Genomic DNA, 25,495 nt, shown 5'->3' with positions numbered 1-25,495 from the left:
CCGGGCGCCGGCGATCAGTCGCCGGCGTCGGACAGGGCCGGGAGCGGAACCCGGCCTGCCGTCTGACGCTGGCCGTCCAGCGCCAGGCGCAGCGCAGCGACCTCCGCGCGTAGACTGCGCAGCTCCTCCACCACATGGTGGGACTCGCTGAGGATGGCGTCGCCAACCTCCTTGCTGTCCTGATCCTGAAGGGACTGCAGCGCGTTCACGATCACCGCGACGAACAGGTTCAGCATGGTGAAGGTGGCGGCCAGGATGAAGGGCAGGAAGAAGGCCCAGGCGGAGGGATAGACCTCCATCACCGGGCGTACAATGCCCATCGACCAGCTTTCCAGCGTCATGATCTGGAACAGCGAATAGAGCGACGCGCCCAGCGTGCCGAACCAGTCCGGGAAGTCCGCGCCGAACAGCTTGGTCGCCATCACCCCGGCCACGTAGAACAGCAGCCCTTGCAGCAGGACGATCATCGCCAGCCCGGGCAGCGAGGACACCAGGGCGTGGACGATCATCCGCAGCCGCGGCATCACGGTGACGAGGCGGAAGACGCGCAGCACGCGCAGGGTGCGCAGGACCATGATCTCCGGGCCGACCGGGGCCAGCGTGATCACGACCACCGCGAAGTCGAACAGGTTCCAGCCGTCCCGGAAGAAGGCGCGCCCCTGGTGGCCGATGCGCAGGGCCAGTTCCACGGTGAAGGCGATCAGGATCAGGCTGTCGAGCGTGCCGAGCAACGGCCCGATGGCGTCCGACACGGTGGAGGACGTGTCCAGCCCCAGCACGACGGCGTTGAGCAGGATCAATCCGAAGATGGTCCTCTGTCCCCGCTCGCTGTCGATCCAGGCTCCGGCCCGCGCCAACGGGCCGGTCGAGGCGGCACGCTGCTCCATGTCCTTCCCCTCCGCTATCGCCGGGCATCGGTCCGGCGGCGCACCACTATAGGTGATGCGGGGAGGGGGCTCGCGGTGGAATTGCCCAAGTCATCCGGCAGTCCGCTCCAGTCCGGTGCTCCGGAATGGAGCAAATCCACTGTGAAACCGATGGATTAGAACAGGCTTCCCTGTGTCGGCGGGCGGTTCGGCTTCTTCGGCTCTGCTTTTGGTCTGGCGCTTTTGGGCTTCGGCTCCGGCGCGATGGGCGGTGCATCCACCCGCGGCCCGCCGTCCACCGTCGCGGCGGCCTGCCCGTCGGCGAAGACCAGCGATACCGCCAGGCCCGGCGTGGCCTGGTCAGCCCTGGTCAGCGGCTTGCCGTCGCCGGATTGCACCAGTGCGAAGCCGCGCTCCAGGACGCCCTTGTAGGAATAGCTTTCCAGAAGCTGCCCCACCGCCGCCAGCTTGGCCGCGCGTTCCTCCACCGCCTTGCCATAACTGCGGTCCAGCCGCGGTGTCAGGTCGGACAGCCGCCGGCCGCCGTCGCCGAACTTCACCCGGATCGGGCCGAGCGTCAGCCGCCCGGCCACCCGCTCATACTGGCCGCGCGCCGCGACGACGGCGTGGCGCAGCGCGCCGTCGAGCGCGCGGGATTCCGAGGCCAGCCGCTGCCCGGCCTCGGCCAGCTTCTCGCGCGGGTGGCGCAGCGCCGCACCCAGTTCGTTCAAGCGCGTGCGGCGGCGGTCGAGCAGGGCGGCGGCGGCCAGCGCCAGCCGCTCCGCCCGGTCGTCCAGCCGCTGGGCGTGGCTTTCCAGCAGGGCGCGCGGGTCGCCGAGCCCACGGGCCAGCCCCTCCACCCGTGTCCGCCGTTCGGCCAGCAGGCGGGTGGCGGCACCGACCATGCGCCGCTCGTCGTCCAGCACCTGGGCCAGCAGTTCCGCCCGCACCGGCACGGCCATCTCCGCCGCCGCCGTGGGGGTGGGGGCGCGGCGGTCGGACGCGAAGTCGATCAGGGTGGTGTCGGTCTCGTGCCCGACCGCGGAGATCAGCGGGATGCGGCTGGCCGCCGCCGCGCGGACGACGTTCTCCTCGTTGAAGGCCATCAGGTCCTCCAGCGAGCCGCCGCCGCGCGCCACGATCAGCAGGTCCGGGCGCGGCACCGGGCCGCCCGTCGGAATGCGGTTGAAGCCCTCGATCGCCGCGGTGACCTCCGCCGCCGCCCGCTCGCCCTGCACGGCGACCGGCCAGAGCAGGACCCGGCGCGGGAAACGGTCGTGCAATCGGTGCAGGATGTCGCGGATGACCGCCCCGGTGGGGGAGGTGACGACGCCGATCACGTCGGGCAGGAAGGGAATGGGTTTCTTGCGCCCGGCGTCGAACAGCCCCTCCGCCGCGAGGCGCTTCTTGCGCTCCTCCAGCATCTTCAGCAGGGCGCCCTCGCCGGCCAGCTCCATCGACTCGATGATGAGCTGGTATTGCGAGCGTCCGGGGTAGGTCGTCATGCGCCCGGTGACGATGACCTCCAGCCCCTCCGCCGGCTGGACGGCCAGCTTCGACGCGGTGCCGCGCCAGCACACCGCCTCGATCACCGCCGTGTCGTCCTTCAGGCGGAGGTAGCAGTGGCCGGAGCTGTGCCGCTTGGGCTGGGATATCTCGCCGCGCACGCGGACGAAGCCGAACTCCTCCTCGATGCTGCGCTTCAGGCGCCGGGCGAGGTCGCCCACCGAGAATTCCGGCAGGTTCGAGCCGGGGCGCGGCTCGGGGGCGATCAGCGGAGTGGTCATATCAAGGTCTTGAGTCATGGCGGCACCATGATACAAGGCGCGGTGTCGGCAACAAGCGTGGAAGGACGAGGTGCCATGAAAGTCCTGGTGGTCGGGTCGGGTGGGCGCGAGCATGCGCTGTGCTGGGCCATTCAGAACTCGCCGCTGTGCGACACGCTCTACTGCGCGCCGGGCAACGCCGGCATCGCGGACGTGGCCGAATGCGTCGCCATCGGCGCGGAGGATGTGGACTCCCTGGTCCGCTTCGCCCAGGACAAGGCCATCGACTTCGTGGTGGTCGGGCCGGAAGGGCCGCTGGTGCTCGGCCTCGTCGACAAGCTGACCGCCCTTGGCATCAAGGCCTTCGGCCCCAGCGCCGCGGCGGCGGAGCTTGAGGGCTCCAAGGGCTTCATGAAGGACATCCTGGCCAAGTACGGCGTGCCGACCGCCGCCTATGGCCGCTTCAAGGACGTCGAGGCCGCCAAGGATTTCGTGCGCAAGAACGGCGCGCCCATCGTGGTCAAGGCCGACGGTCTGGCCGCCGGCAAGGGCGTGACCGTCGCCCGCACCGAGGAGGAGGCCTTCGCCGCCATCGACGAGGCTCTGGTCGAGGGCCGCTTCGGCGCCGCCGGGGCCGAGGTGGTGGTCGAGGAGTTCCTGGACGGCGAGGAGGTCAGCTTCTTCGCGCTGTGCGACGGCGAGTCGGCGCTGCCGCTGGCCTCGGCCCAGGACCACAAGGCGGTGGGCGACGGCGACACCGGCCCGAACACCGGCGGCATGGGCGCCTATTCCCCGGCCCCGGCGCTGACTCCGGACCTTCAGGCCCGCGTGATGCGCGAGATCATCGAGCCGACCGTCAAGGGCATGGCGGCGGAGGGACGTCCCTTCAAGGGCGTTCTGTTCGCCGGTCTGATGATCGGCAAGGACGCCAACGGCAACCCGGTGCCGAAGACGCTGGAATTCAACGTCCGCTTCGGCGACCCGGAATGCCAGACACTGATGATGCGCCTGAAGTCCGACGCATTGGCCGCGCTGATCGCGGCGGCGGACGGCCAGTTGAAGAACATCGACCTGCGCTGGCACGACGAGACGGCGCTCTGCGTCGTTATGGCCGCCAACGGCTACCCCGGTGATTACGTGAAGAACACGGAGATCAAGGGTTTCGCCGCCGCCAACGCGGTGGAGGGCGTGACCGTCTTCCACGCCGGCACGACGCTGGCGGACGGTGGGCGGGTGCTGTCCACCGGCGGGCGCGTGCTGGGCGTGACCGCCAAGGCGCCGACCGTGGCCGAGGCGCAGAAGCGCGCGTATCAGGGTGTCGACGCGCTGGATTGGCCGGACGGCTTCTGCCGCCGCGACATCGGCTGGCGGGCGGTGGGGCGCTGACCGCGCAAATCTGACGAAGTCCGAGCGCGGAGGGGCGGCGACGCTCCTCCGTTTTTGCGCGTGCGCTCGTTCCGCCTCCCCGTCGCGGTTGGGGGCGGGCGGTGAGCAGCCTATGCCTCGCGCGTGTCCGCTGGTGGATTGCATTCCAAGATATGCATGACGAGCAAAAACTAATTCAAAATTAATATTGTTCTTCGCCGCCATCTCGATAAAATTGCAAAGACTCCAGCTTTGATTCCCTTGCGGATGAGGCTGGCCGGCCATTTTGTTGAGGACTCAGAGTCACTGTCATGCCGGCTCCTGATGCGAAGAAACGTTTGCCGGCCGTGGCCGATATTTGGCAACGCCTCGTCGCTCGCCTGCCCACGCACTGCGCCGGGTGGCGACGGCTGGGCGATCGATTGCTCAAGCTCTCGCTCGTACCGCTTCTGGTCGTTCTGGCGGCCGTCCTCAACCCGTTGGATATCAACGGTTCCAGCGGTCGGACATCGCTGGATGCCTATCGGCGGCTTGCCGCCAGCTTCTATCCCGACAAGGGGCAGAAGAAAATCGCCGTCGTCCAGATCGACGACCAAACGCTTGCCGCCAGCGGCGAGTCTTATCCGCCGTCGTTCGATTTCTACGCGCGCCTGATCGAAGAGATCAAGAAAGCTGGCGCCGAAAGCATCCTTCTGGATCTGATGATCATCGACAGGAACAGGGTTGGAGATCCGGATGGCCTGGGCCGTCTTGTCAAGGAGATGGATGATTTTCCCGTCTTCATGACGGTGGCGCGAAGCAGCCAGCAGGATGAGTCGGGATGCGCCACGGCCGGACGGCAGAACCTCCAGGAACTGCGCGATGCGGTGAGGCTGGAGGTCCATCCTCTTATCCGCGACGGCGCGTCCCATGTCGACTTGTTTGCTGAAAATTACTGCGGTTCGCCGCGACTGTCGGCGGCGCTGGCGGCGTACATCGAGCATTGCGGGCAAGACGCCGCGTGCAAAGGCGGCAAGAACGACCCCCTGGCCAACCAGGACGCCTTCAGGAACACAGCCCTGACCATCGAATGGGGGCGCGTCCGGCCGGCCGGGGCGGAGGCCATGCACCCCGACCATCAGCAGCTTGCGGCGGGCTGTCCCGACGGGTCTGTTGCGGATGTGCTCGGCAATGTGATCCGGACCCTGACGCCGTTCGAGAGCGGTGCGCTGTCCACCGCGGCGGCGGGGTGCGCCTACCATCCCGTGATCCGGGCGGAGTGGCTGACGGCGCCGGAATCAGTGAAGGACGTCAACCGTGACGCCGTGTCGGCCACATTGGCCGGTCGGATCGTCGTGGTGGGGGCCATGTTCTCCGGTGTCCAGGATGTCGGCCCCTCCCCGGTGTACGGCATCGTTCCGGGGATGTTTCTGCACGCCATGGCGATCGACAACCTGATCGTTCGCGGCGCCGGATTCATGAAGGAGTGGAGCAAGCTCGGGCTTGGCGATCTTGACATGTCGGTGCTGGTGGAACTGATCGCCATGGCGGCCTTCGCTTTCGCGGCCCGTAAGATCGGCAATTTGATCGCCCCTCGGACGTTGCTGTCCGCCGTGCTGTGGACCCTGCTGCTCATGGGGGCCGGTTCGCTTCTCGGCCTCGTTCTGTCGGCCTGCCTTGTGTGGTTGCACGACTTGGAGCCGGCCAACTGGATTGGCGTTGCCGTCGCGGGCGCTGCGATCGCCGGCCCGGCCCGCATTGTGCTTGCCAAGCGGTTCCAAGAGCTTCGCCTGCTGGAAGCGCAGGAAAAATCCCAAAATGTCAAAACCCCGAATTGAAGGAGGAATGGCGTGATTAGGATCTCCGCTGTGGCCTTGCTTGCTCTGTGCTCATTCGCGGCGTCAGCGATGGCGCAAGATAAGGTGAAGATTGAAAAGATCATGTCCGGACCGGGGGGCAAGGTCGCCGTCTTCGATGAAATGGGCGGCAAGAGGGGGGAGTTGCCCAAGGAAGCCTTCCCACCGGTTCCCTTCGATGCGGCCGATTACAACCGCAACACCCGCTACGTGAAGGTGAACGCGGGCGGACAGGAGGTGTGGCTCAGCCCGTTCCAGGTGCAGGTGTCGGCCAAGGCCCAGGTGCTCACCGAATGCCAGACGGCCCAGCGGGTCAGTGGGACGACCTATTCGTCGCGAGGCGCCTCCGAATGCAAGTGAACACCGCCTTGCGCCGCCCGCTCGTTCCCGTTCTGCTCGGCCTGACCTTGCTCGCCGGTGGATGCAAGTCGCTCGACACGCTGACCACGGAACTCAGCGGCAAGCGAACCTATGAATCCGTTCCCGCGCGGTTCGTCGATGTCGCGGAGCAGCGGCGTCTTCCGGACGCCGGGGGCGGCTCCATGGCGGCTCTCGCCGCATCGCTGCAGAAGCCGTCGGGAGCGTCGGCGCGGTCGCTCGACGGCCGTGACCCGCTTCCGCCGGGCACGCGTGAGCTGGCTGGAGCGGAACCGCTGCAGCGTTACGCGAACCAGGTCCTGGCACGTCTCCTCAAGGCGTGGCCCCATGCCAAGCCGTCCGTCACCATCGTCGTGACCAACAATCCCGCCTATGTGGCGGAGGCCGTTCCGGCGAACACCATCCTGATCTCGCAGGGGGTGTTCGTGAACTCCGAGAATGAGGACGAACTCGCCTTCATCCTGGCTCACGAGGTGTCACACCTTCTGCTCAATCACATGGACGCCGACCGCGAGCACGCGGCTCAGAAAACGGTCGAGGACACGGGGATGGGGGCGCTGCTGTCCGCGGCTCCCCGCTCCAATCCGGAGATGGCCAGGAACGCGACGCTGATCTACACATCCTATCGCGCCTTCCAGGACACCGTGGCGCACCCGTCCTGGGCTCGCCAGCAGGAAGACGAGGCAGATCTCCTTGGTTTCGATCTTCTGGAGAAGGCCGGTTACAACACCAACGTCTTCCAAGTCGTGATGGAGCGTTTCGCCGACGATGCGCGCAAGCAGAGTGCCAAGGCCGAGGAGGAGCGCAAAAGGCTGGAGGATCAGATCAATGCCCTGATGGTGTCGGGGCAGTACAGCGCGGGCATCAACGCCGCCTTCAAGGAACTGTCGGCCGGTCCGGCCAAGATCCTGGGGGAGATCGGCAAGCAACTGCGGGTGGGTCACAATTCCGCGGAACAGCGGTTTGCGGATCTGAGCGATTATGCGGTCCGCGAGCAGCTGTTCGAGAGCGCGGCCCGCGACAAGAACACGGTGGGTTACGAGAAAGCCGTGTTCCAGGGTTCGGCTCTGAAGGCGCTGTCGCGCAGCGTCCTGGTGCAGCGTGCGGACAGCCTGATCGCGAAGGAGCGTCTCACCGAGGCGGAGGCCGCCTTGAAGGAGGTCGCCAAGGGAGGCTTCGAGTCCGATCCCTATCTGCGGATGACCTACTATCGGCTCCATACGAAGCAGAACCGTCCGGATCTCGCGGTGAAAGACCTCGAAATCGCCGTCAAAAGCGCGTCCGCCCCGCTGGAGGCGTTCGACCTGCTGATCGCCGAGCACCGGGCCGCCGGCCGGGCGTCCCAGGCGCTGGCCGCCCTCGATGCCAAGGAACGGCGTTTCGGCGGGGGCGAGCGGGGCTATCCGCTCCGCATCCGGCTCCTGGTCGAGGCCGGACGTATGCCGGAGGCCGGGGCGGTGGTGGAGCGCTGCCGCGCGATGCGGGGCCCGCTGGTCCGCGAGTGCGAGGACGCATGGAGTCAGGCGACGGTGGCCAGCCTGTCCCGGCCGCAGTGACGAAACGCCGCCCCGGCACTCAACCGGGGCGGCGGTCTCTGAAGAAACTTCGCAGCATCGAACCCGCCCGCGTCTCGTCGATGCCGCCGTAGACGTCCGGGGCGTGGTGGCAGGTCGGCTGGTGGTAGAAACGGGGGCCGTGCTCCACCCCGCCGCCCTTGGGGTCGTAGGCGCCGAAGTAGACCCGGCGCAGCCGGGCGAAGCTGATCGCCGCGGCGCACAGCGCGCAGGGCTCCAGGGTCACATACAGGTCCAGCCCTGGCAGGCGCGGCTCGCCCAAGGCCGTGCAGGCGGCGCGGATCGCCAGCACCTCGGCATGGGCGGTGGGGTCGTTCAGCTCCTCGGTCCGGTTGCCGGCGCGGGCCAGCACGGCGCCGGTCGCCGGATCGACCACGACGGCACCCACCGGCACCTCCCCGCGGGATGCGGCGGCTTCGGCCTCGTCGAAGGCGATGTCCATGGGGGAGGGGGGGCGGCTCATGCGGGGCACCCTGCCCGGCGGTCCCTGTTTTCGTCAAGCCGCGGAACGCCCTCCGGCGTTGTTAAGCATCGGACGGAACAGGGAGGACATCCATGAGCAACCATGTCTACAAAAAGGTGGAAATCGTCGGCACCGCCGAGACCACCATCGACGACGCCATCCGCAACGGCATCGAGCGGGCGTCCAAGACGCTGAAGAACGTGGACTGGTTCGAGGTGGGCGAGATCCGCGGGCACGTCAGCGGTGGAAAGGTCGCCCACTTCCAGGTGGTGATGAAGGTCGGCTTCCGCCTCGAAGAATAACGGCGGGGACCCCGTGCCGTGGGTTGCGGGCGGGGCTTGCAAGCCCTATGGTCCGTGCCCATGGACACCCCCGATTTCGAACATTCCAAAGCCATGCCCGGCGCCGCCGATGCGGACGCGGGCGAGCCCGATGCCGGCGAGCGCATCGCCAAGCGGCTGGCGCGTGCGGGCCTGTGCTCGCGCCGCGACGCCGAGCGCTGGATCACCGACGGCCGCGTGGCCGTCAACGGCACGACCCTGGACAGCCCGGCCTGCGTCGTGCGGTCCGGCGACGTCGTGCAGGTGGACGGCAAGGTCATCCCCGAGCCGGAGCCGGCGCGGCTGTGGCGCTATTACAAGCCGTCCGGGCTGGTCACCACCGCCCGCGACGAGAAGGGCCGCACCACCGTCTTCGAACGGCTGCCGCCGGACATGCCGCGCGTCATCTCGGTCGGTCGGCTCGACCTGACGACCGAAGGGCTGCTGCTGCTGACCAACGACGGTGAGCTGGCCCGCTTCCTGGAACTGCCGGCCACCGGCTGGACCCGCCGCTACCGCGTGCGCGTCTTCGGCGAGGTGAACGAGGTGAAGCTGGCCGAGCTGGCGAAGGGACCGACCATCGAGGGGGTGAAGTACGGTCCCATCGAAGCCGTTCTGGACCGCATCCAGGGCCGCAACGCCTGGCTGACCGTCAGCCTGAAGGAAGGCAAGAACCGCGAGATCCGCAAGGTGATGGAGGCGCTGGACCTCCAGGTGAACCGGCTGATCCGCGTCGCCTACGGCCCCTTCCAGCTCGGCAAGCTGGAGGAGAGCGCCGTCGAGGAGGTGCCGAAGCGCGTCGTGCGCGAGCAGGTGTCCCGATTCTTCACCGGCGCCGATCCGGCGGAGGATGGCAAGGCCAAGGGCGCCGGCAAGTCCTCTGCCGCCAAGGCCGCCAAGACTGAGAGTGCCGGCGCCGAAGGCGCCAAGGGCCGTTCCGCCGCTCCGGCCAAGGCGTCCAAGCCGCGCGACGCCAAAGAGGGCTGGGCCAAGGCGGAGCCGAAGACCGCGTCCGACCGGCGCGGCCCGGCCAAGCCGGCCTCGGGCGGCTACGCGTCCGCCAAGTCCGCCTCCGGCAAGCCCGCTTCCAACAAACCGGACGGCAAGCCGGCGGGCAAGCCCGGCACGCTGACGCTGAAGGGCGGAAAGCCCGGCGGCGGCGGGAAGCCGGGGCCGAAGCCGCGCGGCGGCGGTGGCGCGTCGTCCGAGGGCGGTGGCCGGGGGCCGGAGCGGACCCGTGCGGATCGTCGGCGGTAAGCACCGCGGGCGGCGGCTGGCCGCCCCGGGGGGGAGCGACACGCGGCCGACCACCGACCGCACCCGTGAATCCCTGTTCAACATCCTGTCCCACGCCGACTGGGGGCCGGACGGCGCCGACCTGCTGGAGGGCGCCGTCGTCGTGGACGCCTTCTGCGGAACCGGCGCCCTGGGGCTGGAGTCGCTGTCCCGCGGGGCCGCCCACGCCAGCTTCCTCGACCTGGGCCGCGCCGCCTTGGAGGCCGTGCGGGCCAACGTCGCGGCGTTGGGGGAGGGGGCGAACGCCGCGGTCCTGCGCGCCGACGCCACCCGCCCGCCGCCTCCGCCGGGCCGCTCCTGCACGCTGGGCTTCCTCGACCCGCCCTACGGCCAGGATCTGGCGCCGCGGGCGCTGGCTGGGCTGGCGAAGGCCGGCTGGCTGGCCCCCGGTGCCATCCTGGTGGTCGAGGTCGCCGGGCGCGATCCGCTGCCCCTGCCGCCCGGCTTCGCGGAACTGGACGAGCGCCGCTACGGCGACACCCGCGTCCAGTTCCTGCGTTACGGACTGCCTCAGCCGTAGGTGAAGAAGGCCGAGGTGATCTGGTTCGGAGCGATGCCGGCCAGGGTCAACCGGTCGCCGCCGCCGAAGTCGAGCAGGGCACTGCCGCTGCCGTCCGATCCCAGCCGGTAGGTCATGTTGGAGGCGATCTGGATGCGGTCGTTCTGCGTGCGGCTGAAATCGGCGATGCGGTCCTGACCGCCGCCGCGCGTGAAGACGAACAGGTCCGCCCCCGAGCCGCCCCACAGCGTATCGTTGCCGGCATCGCCCCACAGCGTGTCGTTCCCCTCGTCCCCCATCAGCAGGTCGGCGCCCGAGCCGCCATGGAGCGCGTCGTTGCCGGCCTGTCCGCGCAGCGTGTCGTTTCCGGCGTCGCCCCACAGAAGGTCGTTGCCGGCACCGCCGAACAGCTGGTCGTTGCCGCTGAGCCCGCTCAGCGTGTCGTTGCCCGCCCCGCCATAGAGGCTGTCGGCCCATGTGTTGCCGGTCAGCGTCAGGTTCTTCGGGATCTCCACGATCTGGAAGGTCTTGCCGGTGAACTGCTCGGCGTAATAGTCGATGGAGTTCATGTAGTTGGGACGCAGCGTCGGGGTCAGGTCCGACATGATGGTGCCGGTGGCGGCGAAGTTGCCGTAGGTGGCTCCGCCCGCATACTCGTCGAAGGCGCCGATCATGTGCCCGAACTCGTGGGCCGCCAGCTCGTCCTGGTAATCGGGACCCCAGTCGGTCTGGGTGCACCAGTTCAGCATGTCGCAGCGCCCGTAGCTGTTGCTGACGTTCACGTTGTAATGCTGGTTCCCGGCCGCCACGAACTGCACGTCGAAGCGGATGGCGTAGCTGCTGGTGCCGTCCGACAGGCTGTATTTGTCGCCCCAGATCCCCTCGATCCCCTGCTCCCAGACCTGCTTCAACGCGCCGGCGTCGTCGCCGGTCAGATGGATGCGGGTTTGCACGGTGAAGGCCGTGCCGTCGAAAGCGAGGTCGTACTTCACGTCCCAGCCGAAGCCGCCGTCCGCCCGCGTTTCCGCGTAGTTGATGGTCACCGGGGCGAAGCTGGTGGGAACCGGCGCCGCGGGAGCCGCCGCTAGGGCACCGGCGTTGTTCCCGTAGGCGTAGCTGACGGCCTGTGTCGTGGTGGTCTGGCCGGTGCCGCCCTGATTGGCGATGTTCTGGCTGGCGATGTTCTGGGCGGTGCCGTTCTGGGCGGCGGTCTGGCGCATGGCACGCTTCATGGCACGATTCCCCTGGTTCTGTGCGTCTTGGGGGACATCATGCGGGCAGGATAGAAGGCTTTCTTGTGACCTTAACTATACATTAACCTTTTTCCTAAGGGCGTAGGACACCCCCTTACGGTTGGCGCGGCGGGGTGGCGGGACCTCGGCCGGTCGGCCCTGTTAGGGCCTAGGACGAGCGGCGGCGGGCGCCGCGTCCAAGGCGGGGCGGGCCATGATCAAGGATCTCTGGTACAAGAACGCGATCATCTACAACCTGTCGGTCGGCAGCTTCATGGACGCCAACGGCGACGGCGTCGGCGATTTCCAGGGCTTGCAGCGCCGGCTGGACTATCTGCAGGGGCTGGGTGTGACCTGCGTCTGGCTGGGGCCGTTCCAGCCGTCGCCGATGCGGGACCACGGCTATGACGTTTCCGATTACTACAACGTCGATCCGCGCTACGGCACGTTGGGCGACTTCGTGGAGTTCAGCCACGCCTGCAAACAGCGCGGCATCCGCGTCATCATCGATCTCGTGGTCAATCACACCTCGGACCAGCATCCCTGGTTTCAGGCGGCGCGCAAGGACCCGGAGTCCCCCTACCGGGACTGGTACGTGTGGTCGGACAAGAAGCCGACCGACGCCGACGAAGGAGTCGTCTTTCCCGGCGTGCAGAAGACGACCTGGAGCTGGGATAAGGAGGCCCGCGCCTACTACTTCCACCGCTTCTACGAGTTCCAGCCGGACCTGAACACCGCCAACCCGGAGGTGCAGGCCGAACTGCTGAAGGTGATGGGCTTCTGGATCGAGCTGGGCGTGTCGGGCTTCCGCATGGACGCCGTGCCCTTCGTCATCGCGACCAAGGGGCCGGAGGTGAAGAAGCCCAAGCAGCAGTTCGACATGCTCCGCACCTTCCGGGAGTTCGTGCAGTGGCGGTGCGGCGACGCCGTGCTGCTCGCGGAGGCCAACGTGCTGCCGGACATCGACCAGGAGTATTTCGGCGACGACGGCGACCGCATGCACATGGTCTTCAATTTCCAGGTCAACCAGACCCTGTTCTACGCGCTGGCGACGGCGGACACGCGGCCGCTGGCCAAGGCGCTGGACGTCACCCGGGTGCCGCGTCCCAGCACCAACCAGTGGGGCCTGTTCCTGCGCAATCACGACGAGCTGGACCTCGGCCGCCTGACCGAGGCGCAGCGCAAGCGCGTCTTCGACGCCTTCGGGCCGGACAAGGACATGCAGCTCTACGACCGCGGCATCCGGCGGCGCCTCGCCCCGATGCTGCGCGGCGACCGGCGCTGGCTGGAGCTGGCCTACAGCCTGCTGTTCACGCTGCCCGGCACGCCGGTGCTGCGCTACGGCGACGAGATCGGCATGGGCGACGACCTGTCCCTGCCGGAGCGCGAGTGCGCCCGCACCCCCATGCAGTGGTCGGACGAGCCGCAGGGCGGCTTCACCAAGGCGGACGATCCCGTGCACCCGGTCATCAGCGGTGGCGCCTACGGCTACGAGCGGATCAACGCCGCCCACCAGCGCCGCGAGCCGTCGAGCTTGCTGAACTGGACCGAGCGCATCATCCGCATGCGCAAGGAATGCCCTGAAATCGGCTGGGGCGACTTCGAGGTGCTGCCCACCGGGTCGAACGCGGTGCTGGCGATCCGCTACGACTGGCGCAACAACTCGGTGCTGGTCGTCCACAACCTCGACGATCGGCCCCACGAGGTCACGCTGGCGGTCGATGGCAAGGGGGAATCGCCGCGGCTGGTCAATCTGCTGGCCGAGGACCACAACGACCCCGAGGAGGACGGGCGGCACCGCCTGGTGCTGGAGCCCTACGGCTACCGCTGGTACCGGCTGGGCGGGCTGGACTATCTGCTGCGCCGGACCGAGGGGCCGGTGGGCGGGGCGAAGCGGTCTTGACTTTGTCCGGCCCGCTGGGGGACGCTGGCCGTGCCGTCCCCATCCGGGGGCGGCGCAACAGACGCTTGTTCTCAGGGCAGGGTGAAAATCCCGACCGGCGGTAGCCCCTTGCAAGAGGGGGAGCCCGCGAGCGCTCCCGGCCGTCAGGCGGGGAGGTCAGCAGATCCGGTTCAAGGCCGGAGCCGACGGTGACAGTCCGGATGGAAGAGGACGAGCCGGTCATCGACCGTGGTCCGCGCGTCGCGCCTTGGCGTGGCGCGTGGGGCGCGTGCGGTGGCCTGCGACGGCGGTCCGCGCGGGGCATCCCGCGCGCCGCCGGAAGTCTCTTTGCGCCCTGATTCAGGCTCGCCCCAACCGGAGTGAGAACCGTGAATCAGACCTTTGCCAGCAACCCGCCTTCAACCACCACCGCCTCCGCCGGCCTTCTCGACCGCTTCGGCAGTGCCGAGGAACGGGTGGTCCGCGCCGTGGAGGCCATCCGCCAGGGCGGCGGGGTCGTCGTCGTCGATGACGAGGACCGCGAGAACGAAGGCGACGTCATCTACGCCGCCGAGACCATCACCGCCGAACAGATGGCCCTGCTGATCCGCGAAGGGTCGGGGATCGTCTGCCTGATCCTGACCGACGCCGACGCGCGCCGCCTCGACCTGCCGCCCATGGTCGGCAGCAACACGGCGCGCTTCGGCACCGCCTTCACCGTCTCCATCGAGGCGCGGGAGGGTGTGACCACCGGTGTGTCGGCGGCGGATCGGGTGACCACCATCCGCACCGCCATCGCCGACGGCTGCCGGCCGGAGGACCTCGCCCGGCCCGGCCACGTCTTCCCGATCCGCGCCCACGCCGGGGGCTTGGCGGCGCGGCGCGGCCACACCGAGGCGACCATCGAGCTGACCACCCTGGCCGGGCGCCGTCCGGCGGGGGTGCTGTGCGAGGTGATGAACCCCGACGGCACGATGGCCCGCCTGCCCGAACTGGTGGCTTTCGCCGAGCGTCACGGCATGCCGGTGGTGACCATCGAGGATCTGGTCGGGGCGATGCGCTTGCGCGCCGCCGCCTGACCGGCCTCGGTTGAGTGAGTGGGACCGGTTCCCCCGTTCGCGGACGGAGCCAGTCCCCTCCGCACCCGGCAGGAAGCCATGAGCGCATGAGCGCCGTCTCCGATGCGATATCACACCCGCCCGCTCTTTTCCCATTGAGGACAATCGGATTGCCCTGTACGCGGTGCCCGGCGACAGGCGATGTCAGGATGTGAGCGGAGAGGGTTGATGAGGACGACGGTGCGCGTGTGTTTGGCGACTGTGGCGCGATTGCCGGTCGCCGCCTTGGTTCTGGCCCTGCTTATGGCCGTGGTTCCGGCGCGCGCGGAGAACTGGACGGTTGCCTCCGAGGACTATTTCCCGCCGTACAATTTCACTGAGCGCGGCAAGCGGACGGGAATGGACACGGAGATCGTCAATGCCATGCTGAAGGACATCGGCGTCTACCCGGTTCATCGTCCCATGGCCTGGCCGGAGGTGGTGCGTGCGCACGACGAGAACGAGGTGGACGTCGCCTTCCAGTTCTTCACGTCGCCGCGCCGATTGGAGCGTGGCCATCTGGTCGGACCTTATCGTGTCGGGGCGACCGTGCTCATGGTCCGCAGCAACTCGGAGATCACCTACACGCGCATCGACGATCTGCAGGGTCTGCGGATCGGCGTCGTCGAGGGCTTCGAGTACACCCCCGAGTTCGACAAATCGTCCCTGTTCGAGAAGGTCCGCAGCAGCAGCAACGTCGTGTCCTTCCGGCGCCTGCTTCTCGGCCGCGTCGATGCCATCGCGGGCGATTTGCAGGTGCTCAAATACCTTGCCGAGAGCGAGGGCCGGGCGAGTGCGGTCAAGATTCTGCCCAAACCTTTGGCCATGGTGCCGCGCTACATATCCGTCCCCAAACTGCGGGTGGAGAAGGCCGAGCGGTTGCAGGCGGCCTACGAGAAGCTCAAGCGGGACGGCACCATCGACGCCATTGTCCGCGCCTGGGAGCGGTAGGACGCGACCGGCGCCGCTCGATACCGGCAATCGCAGGTCGGCAACCGACGACGGCGTGGCTGATGACGGCGCAACCGGCCTCCATGGCGCTCAACGCCTGGAATTCCCGCTGGCTCTTTCCACTCACGGACAGTCTCGTCACTCATTGGCTCCGGACACGACTCAGCAGCGCGGCGAATTCCTGCCGGTCCAGCAGTTCGTCGTGATTGGTGTCCGCCTGTTTGAAAGCCGCATCGACGATGTCAAGAAACTCAAGGGTGTCTATCTTGCCGTCAGCTCCGGCGATGCTCGCGAAGACATCGGCGGGTAGAAATGTTTCGTCGGCGGTCAGAGCGAGATTCTTGTTGCGGTCGAGAATATAGAACACCAGCATTTGGTTGTTCTTGAATTCCATCATGGAGACGCGGCCGTCCTCATCGTCGTCGAGAAGTTCGAAGATCCGGGCGTCGCGTGCATGTTCCATGGAAGCCGTCGCCGCGGTCGCCGCGATGTGCGGGGGGGCTGCCAGAGCCACCATCAATGTGAATGCCATTCGCACCTTCACGGCCATGGCCGATCCCCCCTTTCAGACCAGGATGCTCTGCTTCGTCCTGCTATGGGACCGCAAGCCGGCGTCGTTTCAGAGGAAGCGTACGGTCGCTTTCAGGAATGCTACGGTAACACCGCGTCGCATTACGGCACTCAAAGCCTCTCGCCGTCGGCCATCTGCGGCGGTGGAATGGCAAGTCCGGCCTTGCGCAAGCCGTCAACGATCCGGGCGATGATGTCGGGGTGGATGTTGCGGCGTTCGAATTCGGAAATCGCCTTGATCGGGAAGTTCGGGTCGAGCCGCAGGATTTCGGAGACCGCCTTCGCCGCCTCGGCCCGGTTTCCGGTCTGACCGTGTATCATCGCCAGCGCGACGTGGCCGAGAATGACCTCGCGCCCCAGATTGGCCCGCCGCATCTCGTCGAGCGCGTCCTCGTAGCGACCGTTTACGTAATGATAGGTGGCGATCACGATGCGGTACCAGCTCGGCTGTGCCGGGTTGCGCGTGAAGGCCTCGCGGATCAGTGGAATTCCGCGCTCCCACTCGCCGGTCAAGCTGTAGCAGCGCCCAAGGTCGGCGAGGATCGCGCTGTCGTTCGGGTTGAGCGCGAGCGCCTGCTCGTACGCGGCGATGCTGCGCTGCGGCTCGCGGCGCAGCCACCAGGCAAGCCCGAGCGCCTGATGGGACAACGCGCTGTCCGGAGCCAGCGCCACCGCGCGCTCGGCCAACCGCAGCCCGTCATCGATCGGGTTGGGCCGGGCCGGACTGGGGTTGAAGCCGAGCCGGGCTTCGTCGATGGTGACCATGGCGAGCGCCGCCCAGGCTTCCGGATAGCCGGGGTCGCTCCTGGTCGTCCGTTCGAGGCAATCCCGCACCTCGGCATGGAGGGCGACGCTGAGCTGGCGCCAATACTGGCGGGTGCGCAGAAGGCAGGCGTAGGACGACAGATCCTGCGGCGCGTGCTGTTCGTTCAACCGCGCCTCCGCGCGCTCGATCACGCCGTCCGATTGCGCCAAGGTGCGGGTGACCTGAACGGCGATGTCGTGACGCAGGTCCAACAGCCTGGTCGGCGTGACCGCGCGACGGAAGCTGTCCGACCACAGGTAGCGATGGTCCTTGGCCGCGATCAGCGTGGCCGTCACTTGGATGTAGTCACCAGTTTGAGCGACGCTGCCCTTCAGCAGATAGTCGACACGGGTGGTCGGCACGGCCTCGCGCAGCGCCGGCGCCGATGGGTAGCGGAAGCTGGTGTCGGCGCCGAAGACCAGAAAATCGTCGAAGCGGACAAGCGCCGCGACGAGGTCCTCGGTGATGCCGTCGGCGACGAGGTCGAGCGTCGGATCGCCGGAGCCGTTGGTGAACGGCAGGACCAGCAGGGCCGGACCGCGCACCGCTCGTTGTGGCGCGGCCGGCGCCGTTGCGCGCTCCAGGGCGCTCCTCGACGGGTCGGGAGCGACGCCGCGCCACCCGGCGAAGAGTTCCAGACCGGCCAAGGCCAGAAGCATGACTGCGACCGCGGCGGCCAGCCAGCGGAGCGGGCGGTCGATGCGGCGTCCGAGGATCAGCGGCGCACGGGCTAGGCTCAACCTTTCACCGGTTGGCACCGATGCCTGACCGGAGGCCTCTTCCGGAAGGTCGGCCCCGGCCGTGACCGGCACCAGGGAGAACTGGGGGACGTAGCCGCCCTTGGGAATGGCGATGCGCAGGGGGTCGGTGGCGCCTTCGGTCAGATAATAATGCTCCAGGGCGCGGCGAAGGCGGCCGGCCTGGATGCGGACCACCGGGTCGAGCAGCGGGTCGAAGCTGGCGTCGCGGTCGAACACGTCCATGGCGATGGTGTAGGCCTTGATGCGGTTGGCGCGCCCGGCCAGAGCCTCCTGCACGATGAATTGCAGAAAGCGGCGGCCACGGGCGGACCCGCGCAGGCTGCGGCTGGCCAGCACGCGCGCCAACGCCGCATCGATGAGCGGTGCCGTGATGGCGGAGGCTGGTAAATCAGTGGCCTGCGGTTCGTCGGAGGCGTGAAGCACGAGCGCCCTCCTTCCGTTAAGTCCATCCGGCAGCCGTGCCCTTAGGACAAGGGGTTGCTACACCATGCGGTCCATGCCGGGACGGTCCACATTAGCCAAGCGCTGGGGCCGGGCACTGGAAGCTGTAGACGTCATGATCACGAGGCGCACGACACAACATCGAGAAAATTCGTTCGAATGCACAGCAAGTTTCCGCGCATGAGCGGCGGGTGCGATCATTGCAGAAACCCATGCCGGACAAGGGCAGTGCGCAGTTTATTCCTAAGAAATGGAGACTGGAACACTCACTGACGGTATAGCCGCTTCACGCCCACGCCCTGGCTTCATTACTCCCTTCGGAATGGTAGTCCTTACCTTTTCGTGACGCGCACAAAGCCGCTCTTTTTGCCTGTTACGGTATCAAAGCCAACCGTTTCACCCTTCAAGGCGGCGGACGATCCGGTGCAGGTTGGTCAAGAGCAAAGTCCGGAACAAGGCAGGCACCCCGGCGCTCTTCCAGAACCGGGGAGACTCGCCCATGTCGGACAAGCTGCGGCACGTCGTGGAGCGGTTCCCGGATTTGGAGGAGATGATCAAACAACACAGCGCGGACAACCGGTTCTTTCGCAGTCTCTGCGAAGACTACGGAGAGGCCGTCGAGATTTTGCGGGGTTGGGAGGCGTCGAACAGCGGGCGACGCTCGAAACGCACCGCCGCGTGCCGCGCTCTTATCGCGGATCTTGAGCAGGAAATTCTGCTCGAACTCCAGAGCCGGATCGATGGTGTATGACCATCGGCCGGCTGTCGCCAAGTCTGTTCGCCGTTTTCTGTTCGCCGTTTTTGCCAATGAACCGCCAGTCCCGTCACGGATCACACCCAACACCCGTCCGCGAGGATGATGAGCATGGCAAAGAAACTGAAGACCGCCCATCGCGTGGAGTGCGCGCAACCAAAGCTCAAGCGGCGGGATTATGAAAGAGCGCTTGCGGAACTTCATGTCGAACTGGTGAAGCTGCAACAATGGGTTGTTCACAAAGGTATGAAGGTCTGCATCGTCTTCGAGGGGCGTGACACCGCCGGCAAGGGCGGAACCATCAAGGCCATCACCGAGCGTGTGAGCCCACGCGTGTTCCGCGTTGTCGCCTTGCCCACGCCGACCGAACGTGAAAAGTCGCAAATGTACATTCAGCGCTACATCCCGCACCTGCCCGCCGCCGGGGAAGTCATCATCTTCGACCGGAGCTGGTACAACCGCGCCGGAGTCGAGCGGGTGATGGGCTTCTGCACCGAGGAGCAGGCGAAGCGGTTTCTCGACGCCGTCCCGAGCGTGGAGAAGGCCATCATCGAGTCCGGGGTGGTTCTGCTGAAATACTGGCTCGAAGTCAGCCCGAAAGAGCAGACGCGCCGCCTTGAAGCGCGGATCAACGATGGGCGGAAGGTCTGGAAGCTGTCGCCAATGGATTTGAAATCCTATGGCCACTGGTACGACTATTCGCGTGCCCGCGACGACATGTTCGCGGAGACCGACACCTCCTGGGCGCCGTGGTTCGTCGCGCGGTCGGACGACAAGAGGCGCGCGCGCCTGAACATCATCCGCCACATGCTCGACCACATCCCCTACGAAGAGCTGCCCAGGGAAACCGTGAAGCTGCCCAAGCGCCAGGACCCGGACGGCTACGAGAACCCCAACTACCCCTTGAAGGTCATTCCGGAGCTGCAGTGGCCCACGGAGTGAGGCCGAACGGTCACTTTGGGTCAGCGCCTTGGGTCAGCGCCGCCGCCGAACGAGCCACAGGCGAACCGACCACAGGCCGGCGGCGAGAAGTCCGGCCACTACGGCAAAAAGGGCGACGTCGCCGACACCCGGCCGTGAGAGGCGACCACTCTCCCACGCCGTGCGGACCTTCTCCAAATCCTCCCTCAGCGAGGGGAGGGGGAGCGCGGCGAGGTCGTCCACGGGAAGGGACCCCAGAATACGCCGCGGGTCCGCCACCCCCCGCCATCGGCTGTCCAACGGCAGGCTCTCGGCAAGCCGGCCGATCTCACCCTCGTCCGTGAAGAATTGCGGATCGAGCGTCAGCGGGAACAGGGTCGTCTCGCCCCGCATGCGCAGCTCGATCATCGCGTTCACGTCGTTGCAGACGCCCAGCGCGTAGTAGCCACCGAACGGCAGCTCCGGATGGCGCCGTTTGATCGTGTCGTAGGCGCGCACAATGACGCCGGCGAGGCGGATCACCTCAATCGCCTCCTCCCCACGGTAGTGGTGCGCCACCCTGCCCATGACCCAGGCCTGATCGCGAGTCACGCTCGGGCGGAACACGGCCTGGCCGTCGATTCCGAAATAGAAGGACAGATCCGCGTTGACCACCGGGCCGCGGACGACGAGTTCGTGCTGGGAATGGCTGACCGGAACCAGAAGGTTGCGGTCCGTCCCGGGGACCGGCAGTCGGGTGTCGATCCAGAACGGCGTCAGGACGTCGCGGCCCTGATAGATCAGGTCGCCAAAATTGGCGAAATACCGTGAATCGCGAACCTCCACGTCATGGCCGCTCCGCGCCAACGCTTCCACCAGGGCGCGGGGCGTGTCCAGCGATTGGCCGTCAAGGACGACCCGGTGGCGTCGCCCGCCATCCGGCGCGTTCAGGGAAAGGCGGTTGAGCAGTTCGGCCAGACGCAGGCCATCGGCGTAGCGTTCGGCCAGCGCGGGATCGACGCGGTCGCCGGCTTCCAGCCCAAAACCCAGAGGGCGCAGATAGGCATCCAGCGCCGGAGGGGTGCCGGCGGCGGGAATGCCCAGCCCCTCGTCGATCGTCGCCTCGGCCGCCGTCTCAACCGCCTTCTCGGCCGGCGCCTTCTCGGCCGGCGCCTTCTCGACCGGCGCGGGCTCCGGTGCGAGGTCATCGTCGCTGGGACGGTCCAGCATCGCCCCAGCAAGCCGCACGGACCGGCCCATTCCCTGCACGGTCAGCCCGGGAAACCGGTCCAGCCCCTCGAAATCCTTGCCGAGGATCATCTCGCGCAGCCGCTTGATCTCATCCGGCCCCAGAATGCCGCCCGCCTTCGGATTGCGCCCCAGGCGCCGGTACAGGGCTTCCACGAAATCCGGATTCCGGGCCAGCTCGGACATGACTTGCGAGACGGGCAGCCATGGCGCCTCGTCCGCCCGCAGAGACGCGGAGCACAGCAGGATACCGGACAGAATGAGAGCGGAAACGGCGCTCGCCAGACCCGCCATCATGGGAGCCGCCATCATCGGGTCCGGCTCGCGACGCGCGGGGCGCTGGCGCCCGGCGGCCCACACGCGTTGCGTTTCGTGCAGGATTCATCCCAATGGAGGAGAAGGATGCGGCGCACCTCCTCGATGGTGCGCGGATCGGACTGCGTCGAGTGCCCGGAACGCACGACATACTCGGATTCGACCCCGTCGATGTGGGCGCTTTTGTATTCCACGACGCCATCGTCGCCGGTTTCGACGGGTCCGTCGCCGCGCACCGCGATGATCGAGTGCGCCTTGACCCCCTCGGCGATGGGTATGTGCGCCAGGGTCTGGACCAGCAGGCTGCCGGGGGTCATGGCGTGGACGCTGCCAAACCCTGTTTGCCCGGCAAGCGTGGTGCTGGCGCTGTCCAGCTGGCCGATCTCCGAGGTCACTCTCAGGATGCGCCCCGGCAATCGCACCAGGCTCGCGACGAATTGGCTGATCCGGTTGCCGGCGACATAGCTGCCGCCGTGCGGCGTGGCGATGAAGACGAGGCGCTTGACCGACGGAACCGGCTTCACGAACAGGGCGCGTGTCAGCAGATCGCGCGCTTCCCGGTCGAGCGGAAGCTGGTCGGGCGGCTTGCGGAACGCCGCGTTCCATAGCTGGGCGCCGGTGTTCACCGCCGCCATCTTGGTCAGCAGCCCCCCCTGGCTGTGTCCGATGACGACAATCTCGTGCAGCGCCGGTTCCCGCCCGGACGGGTCCAGGGTGGACACCGCTTCCTGCAGTGCGTCACGCAGCAACAGGGCGGAATAGGGAACGGGATTGCCGGTCTCGTAGCTGAAGAACCAGAACTGGAAGCGGTCGCGGATGCGCGGGTCGCTTCTCAGATCGTTCAACATCTCGGCCCAGCGCACCGGGCTCGATGCCGTCCCGTGGACGAAGACGACGGGAATGCGGCCGGACCGGTACGGTTCCAGCGCGACGAGGCGGGACGGCACCTTGTCCAGCAGGCCGCCGCGCAGGAAGCCGCCGAACTCGAATTCCCAGACCGGCATGCCGTCCAGCATGTAGGCCAGCGTGGCGGTGTGCTCGACCTCCAGCGGCACCGGTTGGCGGTCGATCAGCACCGCTTCGGTTTCCGACGCGGGATAGAGTTCGAGTTGCGCGCGCACCTGCCCGCCCATGATCTGGCGCCGGGGATCGGGGATGCGCAGCAGCGCGGTCACGGGCGTCTTGACGCGCGGGGCGACCTGGAAGCCCTTCGCCAGGGTGCCCTGCGTGGTCCCCGCCGCCAAGGGAGCGCCGATGCCGGGTTGGCGATAACGGGCGTCGAGGCCGTGAACCTGCAGCTCGGCGACCGGAAAGAAGCCGGTCAGCTGGCGCCCGCCCCAAGCCAGTTCCCGAGGATCGAAGGCCACGTCCAATTCACCGAACGGCAGTGGGTGGCGCGCCTCCCGAATGGCGATGCCGGTTCGGTCCTCCGTCGACAGCCCGGAGGTCAGGCCACGGTTGTACAGGTCGGTGGCCAGCCGGAAACGGGGATCGTAGGGGCTGGGCGGCTGGTCCAGTCCTCCCGGAAAGAGAAACGCGTAGGCGTAGAGGGCGGACGCCAGATAATAGGGCGGCCCTCCCCGCTCCTCGGCGTGCAGGAACGACATCTCGGCCAAGGCGAAGATCTCGTCGGCCCCGCCATGCCCCTGCGTGACCAGCGCGCGGAGATCGGCCATGGCGTTCTCCGGTTGCGTCAGGAAGCGGTCCGTCAGGGACCACCGGCGCAGCACGTTGTGGCTCGGATCGCTGAGCGCGTGCGCCGACAGGACGTTGTGCGTGAGCTGCTGGTGGACGGTGCCGTGGTCCACGCGTTCGACGCTGACTGCCGTCGCGCATCCCCCGGCAAGAAGCGTCCAGACCAGCAGGACCGCGGCGGCGAAGCCCCTCGGAAGGGGCGGGCGCCTCATCCCGCGGGCTTCTGCGCCGCCCGTCGCCACCGGCCGGGCATCCTGGCTTGCGTGCACTCCCATGCCCTCCGCCCGTGCTCTTGGCCCCCACCCTTCGACTGCCTTCGCGAGGACCGCCGTTCAGAACCAGCTCTCAGAACCAGCTCTTGCGCGCCGGCTCGATCGACACCGCGAGGGCTTCGCTGACGACGGCGGTGATCGTGTCGCCGACCTTCAGCGAGGGAAGCTTCGCCTGACGGGCGGGGTCCGTCACGTTGACGGTGTAGACCTCGCCGCCGTTGGGATTGACGAGGTCGATGCTGTTCGCGCCGAGGTCGATGCCGACGACCAGCCCGCTGAGCCGCGTCACCTGCACCCCGATGCCGCCCGGCGCCTCGACCGAGCGCGCAACCGTCTGCTGGATCTCGTCCTCGGGCACGGGCGCACCGGGTTGGGACACCATGAAGGCCACGGAGCGGTAGAACTGCGCGTCGACGGTGTCTCCCACCTTCAGCATCTCCAATCGCACCGCCGGTCCGGCCATGACGGTGACCGGCGTGCCCGACCGTCCGGCCAGCGTGACCTTCCGCTTGGACGAATCGATGTCCGTGATTTTCGCGTGGAGCGTGACGGCGGCACTTTCCGGAATGACGTTCGTCAGAACGGGCCTGTCCTGCGCCGACGCCGGGTGCGGAACGGTGCCCGGCACCAAGAGTACGCCGCAGAGGATGCCCACTGCGGTGGCGGTGACCGTTGGCAAGGTTGCACGACGCTTCATGCTGTCCTCCTGTCTTGCCCGGCATGCTCCAGCGCCGTCTTCAAAGCGCGAAGTTGGGGGGCGGATCTGGGGCCGTCCGGTGTGGTGCGTTGTTGTCCACAGCCAAGTCCTGTAGCCCGAGACGCCGGCTCTGACGAGTATTCTACAGTAGCCTGGACTTCGCTGATCCCTGCCGTCGGCCCGACTGTTCAGGACACGCCCAGCCCGTTGACGAGCGTAAGCATCGGACGGCTTCCGCGGTCTCGGTTACCGTAATGGATGTTACGGTAGCGTACTTGGCGCAATCACCGTGTTCCACCCAACAGGGCCTCGACCGGTTCCGGGCGCACCGGCAACCCACCGGCAACTTGGGGCAGCGTTACCGTAGCGGCCCGCATCGACCGTGGCTGCTACTTTCAATGGCTCCGCTCCACGCGGCTCAATGGCTCCAGGCCTTTCATCAATGCCGCCGGCGCGGCGTCCGGGGCAGGAGGCGGGGCAGGAGGGATATCGATGAACGGACCCAGGTGGCTGATACGGTCGGCGCTGTGCCCGGTGCTCTGCGTTTTCGCCCTGGTCGGTTTCGCCCTGGTCGGGCCGGCCTTCGGGGCCGAGGCGCCACCGTCCGACAGTCCGCCGCAAGCGGTCGAGCAGGACGAGCCGGAAGATTCGGCAATCGACGACGAGGCGATGACCGTCCTGACGCGCATGGCCGACACGCTCGCCCAGACCCAGCGCTTCACCGTGACCATCCGGGCCAGCTACGACGTGGTTCAGGACACGGGGGAAAAGATCACGTTCAGCGAGAGGCGCGCCCTCACCCTGAACCGCCCCGACGGGCTGCGGGTCGAAGCGCAGGAAAGCGATGGGAAGCGGTCGCTGGTGACGTTCGACGGCAAGGCGATCTCCGTGTTCAACCCGGACGAGAACGTCTATGCCCAGATCGAACGGGCCGGCACGATCGACGACGCCGTGCGCTATCTGGTTCAGGATCTTCGGGTGCGGCTGCCGCTGGCGCTGCTGCTGGTCAGCACGCTGCCGGATGAGCTGGAGCAACGCCTTCAGACGCTCGACTATGTGGAGCGGGACATGCTCACGGCGGTGCCGACCGATCACTTGGCGGGGCGCACCGAGGATGTCGACTTCCAGATATGGATCGCCACCGAAGGCCCGCCGCTGCCGGAGCGCGTGACCATCACCTACAAGGCCGACGAGGGCGAGCCGCAATACCGGGCCGAATTCTCCGACTGGAATCTCAACCCGGACGTCCAGCCGGCGCAACTCGCCTTCCATCCTCCGGACGGCGCGGAACGCATTCCGGTCATGATCCGTGTCCGCCGCAACGCGGCCGGCGGTTCGGAAGGAGCGCCGAAATGAACACGTCAACTTCACGAATTGCCATTTCCATCGCCGCATCCCTGCTGCTGGTGGCCGGATCGGTCGCGGATGCCTATGCCCGCGGCGGAGGAGGTCGCGGCGGCGGCGGTGGCCGAGCTGTCTCTTATACACATCTCAGAGCCCACGAGACTATAAC

At 67.4% G+C, this 25,495-nt stretch carries 22 protein-coding genes and 1 riboswitch; of the genes, 13 read left to right on the top strand and 9 right to left on the bottom strand.

Annotation, left to right across the window (positions count from 1 at the left end):
* Positions 1-14: 14 nt before the first annotated feature.
* A complete protein-coding gene (locus tag Q4I23_RS04930; RefSeq protein ID WP_498525482.1) occupies positions 15-887 on the bottom strand; it encodes an ion transporter in 873 nt (290 codons plus the stop codon).
* A gap of 155 nt (positions 888-1,042) precedes the next feature.
* On the bottom strand, positions 1,043-2,653 hold the full coding sequence (gene xseA, locus Q4I23_RS04925; RefSeq protein ID WP_498525481.1) for an exodeoxyribonuclease VII large subunit: 1,611 nt from the start codon (positions 2,651-2,653) through the stop codon (positions 1,043-1,045).
* Between the two features lie 75 nt (positions 2,654-2,728).
* Here xseA and purD point away from each other — a divergent pair, with 75 nt between their 5' ends.
* The 4 genes from purD (at position 2,729) to Q4I23_RS04905 (ending at position 7,766) form a co-directional block, all read left to right on the top strand.
* Positions 2,729-4,018 carry a phosphoribosylamine--glycine ligase gene (gene purD, locus Q4I23_RS04920; protein WP_498525480.1) on the top strand — a complete coding sequence of 430 codons (1,290 nt, stop codon included), beginning with the start codon at positions 2,729-2,731 and terminating at the stop codon, positions 4,016-4,018.
* Positions 4,019-4,308: 290 nt separating this feature from the next.
* Positions 4,309-5,814, top strand: coding sequence for a CHASE2 domain-containing protein (locus Q4I23_RS04915; protein ID WP_498525479.1), 1,506 nt, complete (start codon positions 4,309-4,311; stop codon positions 5,812-5,814).
* 30 nt (positions 5,815-5,844) lie between these two features.
* A complete protein-coding gene (locus Q4I23_RS04910; RefSeq protein WP_498525478.1) occupies positions 5,845-6,192 on the top strand; it encodes a hypothetical protein in 348 nt (115 codons plus the stop codon).
* Entirely contained in the window at positions 6,183-7,766 is a 1,584-nt protein-coding gene (locus Q4I23_RS04905; RefSeq protein WP_498525477.1) for a M48 family metalloprotease, read from the top strand. The genes Q4I23_RS04910 and Q4I23_RS04905 overlap by 10 nt, the downstream gene beginning before the upstream one ends.
* Positions 7,767-7,785: 19 nt before the next feature.
* Here the strand turns inward: Q4I23_RS04905 and Q4I23_RS04900 are convergent, their stop codons facing one another.
* A complete protein-coding gene (locus tag Q4I23_RS04900; protein ID WP_498525488.1) occupies positions 7,786-8,226 on the bottom strand; it encodes a nucleoside deaminase in 441 nt (146 codons plus the stop codon).
* 113 nt (positions 8,227-8,339) lie between these two features.
* Between Q4I23_RS04900 and Q4I23_RS04895 the strand changes: the two genes are divergently transcribed.
* Genes Q4I23_RS04895 through rsmD form a run of 3 tightly spaced genes read left to right on the top strand, consistent with a single transcriptional unit; the run spans position 8,340 to position 10,383 of the window.
* Complete coding sequence (locus Q4I23_RS04895) at positions 8,340-8,549, top strand: dodecin (protein ID WP_014239544.1); 210 nt, start codon at positions 8,340-8,342, stop codon at positions 8,547-8,549.
* Between the two features lie 60 nt (positions 8,550-8,609).
* Positions 8,610-9,824: a pseudouridine synthase gene (locus Q4I23_RS04890; RefSeq protein ID WP_498525476.1), complete on the top strand. Its 1,215-nt coding sequence runs from the start codon at positions 8,610-8,612 to the stop codon at positions 9,822-9,824.
* Positions 9,805-10,383: a 16S rRNA (guanine(966)-N(2))-methyltransferase RsmD gene (gene rsmD / locus Q4I23_RS04885; RefSeq protein ID WP_498525475.1), complete on the top strand. Its 579-nt coding sequence runs from the start codon at positions 9,805-9,807 to the stop codon at positions 10,381-10,383. Before Q4I23_RS04890 ends, rsmD begins: the two co-directional genes overlap by 20 nt.
* Here the strand turns inward: rsmD and Q4I23_RS04880 are convergent.
* Complete coding sequence (locus tag Q4I23_RS04880) at positions 10,374-11,594, bottom strand: calcium-binding protein (protein WP_498525474.1); 1,221 nt, start codon at positions 11,592-11,594, stop codon at positions 10,374-10,376. The genes rsmD and Q4I23_RS04880 overlap by 10 nt on opposite strands.
* 214 nt (positions 11,595-11,808) lie before the next feature.
* On the opposite strand from Q4I23_RS04880, the gene Q4I23_RS04875 reads away from it, so the two are divergent.
* From Q4I23_RS04875 to Q4I23_RS04865, 3 genes are all read left to right on the top strand, one after another.
* Positions 11,809-13,497 carry an alpha-amylase family protein gene (locus Q4I23_RS04875; protein ID WP_498525473.1) on the top strand — a complete coding sequence of 563 codons (1,689 nt, stop codon included), beginning with the start codon at positions 11,809-11,811 and terminating at the stop codon, positions 13,495-13,497.
* A 63-nt stretch (positions 13,498-13,560) separates the two neighbouring features.
* Positions 13,561-13,713: riboswitch (FMN riboswitch) on the top strand.
* A 152-nt stretch (positions 13,714-13,865) separates the two neighbouring features.
* Complete coding sequence (gene ribB / locus Q4I23_RS04870) at positions 13,866-14,555, top strand: 3,4-dihydroxy-2-butanone-4-phosphate synthase (RefSeq protein WP_498525472.1); 690 nt, start codon at positions 13,866-13,868, stop codon at positions 14,553-14,555.
* A gap of 207 nt (positions 14,556-14,762) precedes the next feature.
* Positions 14,763-15,524 (top strand): substrate-binding periplasmic protein, encoded by a 762-nt coding sequence (locus tag Q4I23_RS04865; RefSeq protein WP_498525471.1) that lies wholly within the window; start codon positions 14,763-14,765, stop codon positions 15,522-15,524.
* A gap of 142 nt (positions 15,525-15,666) precedes the next feature.
* Here the strand turns inward: Q4I23_RS04865 and Q4I23_RS04860 are convergent, their stop codons facing one another.
* Together Q4I23_RS04860 and Q4I23_RS04855 are read right to left on the bottom strand one after the other, a co-directional pair.
* Positions 15,667-16,074: an EF-hand domain-containing protein gene (locus Q4I23_RS04860; RefSeq protein ID WP_454018919.1), complete on the bottom strand. Its 408-nt coding sequence runs from the start codon at positions 16,072-16,074 to the stop codon at positions 15,667-15,669.
* A 131-nt stretch (positions 16,075-16,205) separates the two neighbouring features.
* On the bottom strand, positions 16,206-18,083 hold the full coding sequence (locus Q4I23_RS04855; RefSeq protein ID WP_498525470.1) for a tetratricopeptide repeat protein: 1,878 nt from the start codon (positions 18,081-18,083) through the stop codon (positions 16,206-16,208).
* Between the two features lie 517 nt (positions 18,084-18,600).
* Here Q4I23_RS04855 and Q4I23_RS04850 point away from each other — a divergent pair.
* Together Q4I23_RS04850 and ppk2 are read left to right on the top strand one after the other, a co-directional pair.
* The gene (locus Q4I23_RS04850) at positions 18,601-18,852 is read left to right on the top strand and encodes a hypothetical protein (protein WP_014239554.1); all 252 of its coding nucleotides are present in this window, start codon (positions 18,601-18,603) and stop codon (positions 18,850-18,852) included.
* Positions 18,853-18,966: 114 nt separating this feature from the next.
* Positions 18,967-19,797: a polyphosphate kinase 2 gene (gene ppk2, locus Q4I23_RS04845; protein ID WP_498525469.1), complete on the top strand. Its 831-nt coding sequence runs from the start codon at positions 18,967-18,969 to the stop codon at positions 19,795-19,797.
* 33 nt (positions 19,798-19,830) lie between these two features.
* Here ppk2 and Q4I23_RS04840 read toward each other — a convergent pair whose 3' ends face one another.
* The 3 genes from Q4I23_RS04840 to Q4I23_RS04830 form a co-directional block, all read right to left on the bottom strand.
* On the bottom strand, positions 19,831-21,297 hold the full coding sequence (locus tag Q4I23_RS04840) for a hypothetical protein (protein ID WP_498525468.1): 1,467 nt from the start codon (positions 21,295-21,297) through the stop codon (positions 19,831-19,833).
* Between the two features lie 14 nt (positions 21,298-21,311).
* Complete coding sequence (locus Q4I23_RS04835; RefSeq protein ID WP_498525467.1) at positions 21,312-23,225, bottom strand: esterase/lipase family protein; 1,914 nt, start codon at positions 23,223-23,225, stop codon at positions 21,312-21,314.
* A gap of 133 nt (positions 23,226-23,358) precedes the next feature.
* Positions 23,359-23,982 (bottom strand): hypothetical protein, encoded by a 624-nt coding sequence (locus Q4I23_RS04830; RefSeq protein WP_498525466.1) that lies wholly within the window; start codon positions 23,980-23,982, stop codon positions 23,359-23,361.
* Positions 23,983-24,474: 492 nt separating this feature from the next.
* Between Q4I23_RS04830 and Q4I23_RS04825 the strand changes: the two genes are divergently transcribed.
* Positions 24,475-25,338: a DUF2092 domain-containing protein gene (locus Q4I23_RS04825; RefSeq protein WP_454018925.1), complete on the top strand. Its 864-nt coding sequence runs from the start codon at positions 24,475-24,477 to the stop codon at positions 25,336-25,338.
* Positions 25,339-25,495: the final 157 nt, after the last annotated feature.

It is taken from the genome of Azospirillum sp. UFLA03-27 (assembly GCF_059803775.1).
This window is presented reverse-complemented; position numbering and strand designations above follow the sequence as displayed.